Here is a 6,674-nt window from a genome sequence, read left to right on the forward strand (position 1 = left end):
AACTGAGGGAGTTTAAGTGAACTAATTCACAATTTTATACCTTCAACATGTATAACCCCGACCTAAAATTAGGACAGGGTTAGCATAAAGTTGTTTAATTTTTAATAAAAAACACTTCACCAATCTTAAAACTTACCAATAAAGTCGTTTAGAAACTAGGTTTTTTCGTCAAAAAAGTTACTTCTTCGCTATTATCTGAATAAGGTTGCCGCATGTATCGTCAAAGACAGCTATTGTAATATCGCCCATTTCTGTCGGTTCCATAGTAAACTTCACGCCTTGTTTAATTAATCGTTGGTATTCTTCGCGAACATCTGCAACGCCAAACATTGTTACTGGGATGCCATCGGCAAATAGTTTCTTTTGATACTCTTTGGCGGCGGGATGTTCATTCGGTTCGAGCAAAAGTTCGGTACCGTCCTGATCATCTGGAGAAACAAGTGTTATCCACCTATATGCTCCGGAAGGAACATCATGCTTCTTTACAAATCTCAGCGTTTTTGTATAAAACTCTAATGCCTTGTCTTGATCTTGAACAAATATACTGGTAACAATGATTTTCATAATATTTTTATCTCCTTTAATATTTGCGATATATGGTGCTCTTTTAACAATTTGTATCTAAACAGAAAAACTCATACATTCAGCTTTAGTTATAAAATTACTCTACCCATCCTTTCAACAAATTTTTAAGTGGTTCGTTGTTAAACATAAGTACTCGATATTTTCCCTTTCGTTTTGATTTTACGAGCCCTGCATCTTCCAATGTAGCAAGATGTTTTGAGATCGCCTGTCGCGAAATGGAAAGGTCATGTTTCATAATGAGACGTACCGTAAGTTCATACAACGTCAGCTCGTTGCGTTCGGATAGTTCGTCTAATATCAGCCGCCGAGTCGAGTCGGCGAGTGCTTTGAATATAGCGTCTTTGTCCCAATTCATATATTGATTATATGCAACTCTATAGTTGCATGTCGAGTATAAGCAACTGTATGGTTGCATGAAAAAGGAACCATATCATGTAATCATAACAAGTTAAAGTCATATACAAGTAGTTTGAACCATTCAGAAATATTAACAGTGTTTCAAAAATAGTGTATTAATCCTCCTTGGATATCTTATAATGTTTCAAAAACAAGTTACTATACGGAATCTACGACTATTGAAAATGAGATGTATTATGTAAAAGCAAGATTGCTAAGAAAAATGGTTTCACCTTCAATATTTCCTCAAAAAATCATTGAGTATGGACGCCAATTTTTCGGGAGCCTCCATATTTATTTCATGACCCGCACCTATAACTGTCCGAATTTCTGCTTTTGGGATTTGCTCTGCCAGCTTCTCCGCTGCCCTTTTGTTCGCTTTATCATTTTCCCCACATAAAACCAAAGTATTGCATTGAACCCTTTTTAAGTCTTTACTAAAATCTAATTCCATCATAGAATTTGACAATAGAATAAAATCATTTTTGCTGGAACCTAGTTTCTGAAAAGAAGATTCTGGCATAAACCGAAAAATGGTATTTTGAACTTTAAGTAACAATTTAGGCATTTTGTATTGTGCTCCTATTAAAACCAAAGATTGAACTCTTTGAGGATGGTCAATGGTATAATTCAATGCAAGAACTGCTCCCAGAGAAAGTCCAAAAAGGATGACTGGCTCGGAAGATATTTCTATATATTCAGAGAAAGCGAGGTATAGATTGTTGTAAGTGGGTTTTTTATCTTTCAGAAGATCAAACAAATCAGGATGCGAAATTTGAGTTGTTTTCCCCATGAAAGAAATAGTTTCCTCCCAACTTGTGGAATTTTGCCCTAAACCATGAACGAAGATGTATCTCATTAGATTATCCCCCATAAATTCTGATATATTTATAATATCGTATAAACTTAAATCATAACTATTTTCATAATAAATATACTACGCATTTCTTATTGAGCTAAACTCCATTAGCGGAATAACAAAAAAGAGCTGANNATATCTATTATTGAGCTTTTGTAATAATTCAATATCATGGGTATGAGTTTTTCCTGTCTCAAGCATTTCTCGATATAAATCAAAATAAGGAAGTTTATTACTAATAGCGTTTTTTAGTTCTTTTTCTACATCATAGGAAATTTTTTAAAATCTAACATCTGCAATCCCCTTCTCATCAATTTCAAGACTTGCATACTGAGCACGCAAGTCAGAACGTAACTTGTCCCATCTGTAAAAAGGCTGTCCAATAGATCCTGGGTTAATAATTAATTGATCATTGCTACTATAGCGTAACAATTGGTGATGGGTATGAGCATAAATCGCAATATCGTAATCATCTCAAATAACTGATCAAAATTTTTTTGATTATTAGTGGGCCATAAATCCCCTCCATAATTTTTATTTTGTAGATTATGACTAATACTGATAGATAGATTATTAACTTGTTTTGTTAGGTGTAATGGTAAATTCATAATAAGATTAATATAGTTTTCATCCAAATTTTCACACTGATACTGAACTAACCTAGAAACATAAATATCAGTAGCGTTATCAAAATCAATCTTTTTATTCAGTACGTCAAGAAAGCTGTCTTCCCAGTTTCCTTTAACATAAGTAGCCACTTTAATACTATCTAATATTTCAAATAAATCATTTGCTCCAGGCCCAGGCATGATTAAATCTCCTAAAAACCAATAGTCAGTAACACCTTCTTTGATAGAATCATCAACAACTGCTTTTAAAGTCGTTAATTTTCAAAGAACGAAACTTTAGAAATTAGGTTCTTTAGCTAAAAAATCAAAAGAACGATTGAATATCGATATAAAATTCATATAAAAAGTAGCAACCGAATCCAAATAATAAGATTCCTGCAACGATAGACGTCCATTTAATCATATGACGGTTCATTATTTTTCTCGTAATTGAAACAATTGATAATAAACCGATATCATGTAATAAAATTCCCGTTAAAATACCCATTGCTACAATGATAAAACTACTTGATTCGTTTGCTGAATAAGAATCTGCTAATACAGCTCCAAATACAGAAACCCAAAATACTAAATTTCCTGGAGAAACAGCAACGAGTAAACCGTTTCGATATGTTTTAAAAAGCGATTTATTGACTTTTTCACCTGTCAAAGTAATATCTTTATCCGCATTCTTAATGGAATCATAGGCTAGTATAAATAAAAATCCTGCTCCTATAATCCATAATGGCATTTGTATATAAGGTAGTGCCAATACTTTGGCTAATCCGAAATAGAGTGCTAATATAAGTAGCACATCAATCGTCATCCCTCCAATGCCTACTGCCCACCCATGCATAAAGCCATTTTTCAAACCTTGTTTCGTCATTTCGACAGTAATTGCCCCAACTGGCATTGCAATGGAAAGCCCTATCATTACATAAGCAAAATACAAACTCATTTAAACACTACTTTCAACTTATAAGATTACTTCTTTCGTCCGTTTATATGAATTATTATACAAAAAAATAAATAAAAATTCTATATTATTTGAACATTAGTTCTCTTTTATATTGAATGACAGTACTACTGGTATGCAAAGACTAATTATTATGAGCCTAACATATTCACCAATACACCTGACGTTTCAATATATACTTATAACTGTAAACTCTCCATTTAAATAATATATCCTTTCTTCAACTAACCGTAGCAATAGGTAAGCGATTGAAGTTATCTCTGGCTTCACCAAAGATTCCTGCAATCGATATATCATTGAGCCCATTCATTGAACGTAAGTTTTCGATGTATGGAACTTGATCTAAGACAGAATGTACAATTTCTTCAATTTTTTCTAGTTGCGAAGAGGCTAAATCGTATTCCTCTAATAATTGATAAAGATGAAAACGATGAGCATCTAAAGCCACTTTGGTACCAACAGATTTGCAGTTTCTACTGCTCTAACGGCTTTTTCTTTTCCAATTTCCAACGCAATCTCCTTATAGGAGCAAGTTGTTGCATATGGAATACATGATAAGGCACTCCATACAGCTTGTTGAAATTCCGTTCCATTAAGCTTTTATTTTTATATTTTGACTTTTCAAGAATTATTGATGGTATCTAAACGTTTTAAAAAGTAGAGTGTCAAATCATCATCATTTGCACATTCTGCATATTGTTCTAATTGCTTCCCTCTATACCAAGCTCCAGTTCCGTCTGGAATGTATCCTCTTTTCACGTACATTCTTTGAGCAGAACCGTATCCATAATGCAATCCTACTGATAATGAAATAGAATCGCTTTTCTCTTTAGCAAGCCCCTCTAATACATCCATCATTTTGTTGCCGATACCCATCTTTTGGAATTTAATAAGTACATTTAAATCAACTATTTCAGGTATATTTTTATAAGCATAAGGACCAATTGTAGTAAAAGGAAGTAATGTAACATATCCAGCAACTTCACCATTTACTTCAGCCACAATGACTGATTTCTCACTATTTTCTTGCTGATTATAATATTCATTAAATAACTCAAATGGTTTATGCCAATTCTGTTCAGCAAATGCATTAACAAAGTCTTTACTATCACTCTTAATCATTGCTCGAAAAATTATATTTTCATCATTATCATATATCATTTATCTTCAACTCCCATATCTATAAGTTAAGTTTATCATATGGAACTTCTGTCAAAAGAAACAAATAATGCTTACATCTTATAAAGTTAAACTGCGCCGTTTGTGGAATAACAAAAAAAGGGGATTGTGGCTATGGCGCATAATCTACTGAAAATAGCTGGGATTCATCAGCTATTTTCAGTGAAAAATGAAAAGAATGTAAAAACAGGTGAAGAAAAACAATTTGTTTTTCTTCACCTGTTTTATTTTCGGGACTTATTAGACAGCCCCTTGATATTGAAGTAAAGCACCGTATAGGTTAATAACCGATTTACTGATTACATCTTCAATTGTTCATATTTAACTACATAGATATAGTTTTTGTTGCAACTGTTTGTTGAAATGCCTGATCATGCTCAACAATAACCATTGTGGGATTAAATCTTTGAATAAGCTCTTCAATTTGCATGCGCGAATAAATATCAATAAAATTTAACGGTTCATCCCAAATATATAAATGAGCTTTTTCACATAAACTTTTGGCTATAAGCAGCTTTTTCTTTTGTCCACCAGAATAATGAGATATATCTTTCTCAAATTGAATTCGGTCAAAATCCATCTTACGTAGGATGGATTTAAATAACGTTTCATCAATCTCATGCTCTTCAATAAAGTCCGATAACAATCCCTTCAAATGAGAAGTATCTTGTTGGACATAGGAAATAATGAGACCTGAACCTAAATTCATTGAGCCTGTATGATGTATCGGATTTCCTAGAATTAGTTTTAGGATACTACTTTTTCCGCTTCCATTCTTTCCATCAAGTACAATTCGGTCACCTTGTTCAACTTTAAAGCTAATTGGCTTATTCACTATTTGGTCAACGTACTTAACAGACACATCAGCCAAAACAATCAATTCATTTGACTGAAATTCCAATGGTTCTAATTTTAATGACTCAGTTTTTTCCACATTTTTTAGCAGTTTTGACTTTTCCTCAATAGCTTTTTGTTGCCTTGATTCAAGGTTCTTTGCTCTCTTCATCATCTTTTCCGCTTTATGTCCTACAAAACCCTTGTCCAACTTAGAACCCGAATTCGTTGTCCCATTTTTGGAAGCTTCCACTTGATTAGACCAACCTGCTGAACGCTTTGAAGACTGTTTTAATCTCCCTATGTCTTTTTGTAGACGCTGGTTCGTTGCCTCTTCGTGTTCCTGCTGTCTATCAAAATTTAACTTCCAAGAAGAATAGTTACCACTTTGAACTTCAATATTTGCCCTATTTATAGATAAAATATGGTCAACGCATCCATCTAAAAAGATTCTGTCATGTGAAATTAAAATAAACCCTTTTTTCTTCCTTAGATAATCAGAGACCATTTTTCGTGCATCAGTGTCTAGATGATTGGTTGGCTCATCAATTAATAGAAATTGACCCTCAGTTAAAAAAAGTGCAGCAAGCAACACCTTTGTTTGTTCTCCATTTGATAATGTTTTAAATGGTCGGTACATGACCTCGGCATCAACATCTAGATAGGATATTTCACGAAGAAATTCCCAATCTTCTGCTTGGGGGCAAATTTCTTCAAAGATTTCATGAGTGTACTTGTTTCTATCCGAAACTGGATAAGGGAAATACTTAAATTCTACCGAAGAAATGATTTTCCCACTATACTCATAATTCCCTAATAATAAATTAAAAAATGTTGTTTTACCTCGTCCATTTCTACCGATAAATCCAAGTTTCCAATCCGTATCTATTTGAAAGTTTACACCTTCAAAAATATTGTCAAAGCTACCTGGATAAGAAAAAGTTAAGTCTTGAACTTGTATCATTGACATAATAATTCCTCCTTTGTATATCAACATTTTTTACTTTTTATACAAAGTCGGCACATCCATCTATTCTAAATTTATCCGTATAAGTTTGATGGATATTAACGACTTATACGGATTATTACATGCGTAACAATAGTGTCTGAATTGCTCATTTCTCACTCTCCTTTATTTATTAGGTTAAAGTTACAGATTAAAAAAACATCAATCTTAACTATGAGAGAATAAAAAATCCTCCCAATTTGTAATTGGAAGGATTAGTCTTTCACTTAT

General features: G+C 33.0%; 8 protein-coding genes and 1 pseudogene. All 9 read right to left on the minus strand.

Annotated features, from left to right (window positions below; translation table 11 throughout):
• Positions 1 to 177 precede the first annotated feature (177 nt).
• On the minus strand, positions 178 to 564 hold the full coding sequence (locus tag V7014_RS21690; RefSeq protein ID WP_335510238.1) for a VOC family protein: 387 nt from the start codon (positions 562 to 564) through the stop codon (positions 178 to 180).
• 97 nt (positions 565 to 661) lie between these two features.
• Positions 662 to 940: an ArsR/SmtB family transcription factor gene (locus V7014_RS21695; RefSeq protein ID WP_335510240.1), complete on the minus strand. Its 279-nt coding sequence runs from the start codon at positions 938 to 940 to the stop codon at positions 662 to 664.
• 276 nt (positions 941 to 1,216) lie between these two features.
• The gene (locus V7014_RS21700; protein ID WP_335510242.1) at positions 1,217 to 1,855 is read right to left on the minus strand and encodes an alpha/beta fold hydrolase; all 639 of its coding nucleotides are present in this window, start codon (positions 1,853 to 1,855) and stop codon (positions 1,217 to 1,219) included.
• Between the two features lie 63 nt (positions 1,856 to 1,918).
• A pseudogene (locus V7014_RS21705) lies at positions 1,919 to 2,724 on the minus strand (metallophosphoesterase family protein); the annotation flags it as partial.
• A gap of 49 nt (positions 2,725 to 2,773) precedes the next feature.
• Complete coding sequence (locus V7014_RS21710) at positions 2,774 to 3,406, minus strand: LysE family translocator (protein WP_335510244.1); 633 nt, start codon at positions 3,404 to 3,406, stop codon at positions 2,774 to 2,776.
• A gap of 238 nt (positions 3,407 to 3,644) precedes the next feature.
• Positions 3,645 to 3,872, minus strand: coding sequence for a hypothetical protein (locus V7014_RS21715; RefSeq protein WP_335510246.1), 228 nt, complete (start codon positions 3,870 to 3,872; stop codon positions 3,645 to 3,647).
• On the minus strand, positions 3,863 to 3,973 hold the full coding sequence (locus tag V7014_RS21720) for an MGMT family protein (RefSeq protein WP_438824957.1): 111 nt from the start codon (positions 3,971 to 3,973) through the stop codon (positions 3,863 to 3,865). The genes V7014_RS21715 and V7014_RS21720 overlap by 10 nt, the downstream gene beginning before the upstream one ends.
• 72 nt (positions 3,974 to 4,045) lie before the next feature.
• Positions 4,046 to 4,585, minus strand: coding sequence for a GNAT family N-acetyltransferase (locus tag V7014_RS21725; protein ID WP_335510249.1), 540 nt, complete (start codon positions 4,583 to 4,585; stop codon positions 4,046 to 4,048).
• Positions 4,586 to 4,928: 343 nt separating this feature from the next.
• Positions 4,929 to 6,407 carry an Lsa family ABC-F type ribosomal protection protein gene (locus V7014_RS21730; RefSeq protein WP_335510251.1) on the minus strand — a complete coding sequence of 493 codons (1,479 nt, stop codon included), beginning with the start codon at positions 6,405 to 6,407 and terminating at the stop codon, positions 4,929 to 4,931.
• Positions 6,408 to 6,674: the final 267 nt, after the last annotated feature.

The sequence above is a fragment of the Bacillus sp. JJ722 genome (genome assembly GCF_036963345.1).
In the GTDB taxonomy this organism is placed as follows: Bacteria; Bacillota; Bacilli; order Bacillales; family DSM-1321; genus Bacillus_AD.

What these genes read in the sequence shown, in the direction of transcription:
- V7014_RS21690 (WP_335510238.1), bottom strand. Translation starts at nt 564, where the DNA reads ATGAAAATCATTGTTACCAGTATATTTGTTCAAGATCAAGACAAGGCA.
- V7014_RS21695 (WP_335510240.1), bottom strand. Translation starts at nt 940, where the DNA reads ATGAATTGGGACAAAGACGCTATATTCAAAGCACTCGCCGACTCGACT.
- V7014_RS21700 (WP_335510242.1), bottom strand. Translation starts at nt 1,855, where the DNA reads ATGGGGGATAATCTAATGAGATACATCTTCGTTCATGGTTTAGGGCAA.
- V7014_RS21710 (WP_335510244.1), bottom strand. Translation starts at nt 3,406, where the DNA reads ATGAGTTTGTATTTTGCTTATGTAATGATAGGGCTTTCCATTGCAATG.
- V7014_RS21725 (WP_335510249.1), bottom strand. Translation starts at nt 4,585, where the DNA reads ATGATATATGATAATGATGAAAATATAATTTTTCGAGCAATGATTAAG.
- V7014_RS21730 (WP_335510251.1), bottom strand. Translation starts at nt 6,407, where the DNA reads ATGTCAATGATACAAGTTCAAGACTTAACTTTTTCTTATCCAGGTAGC.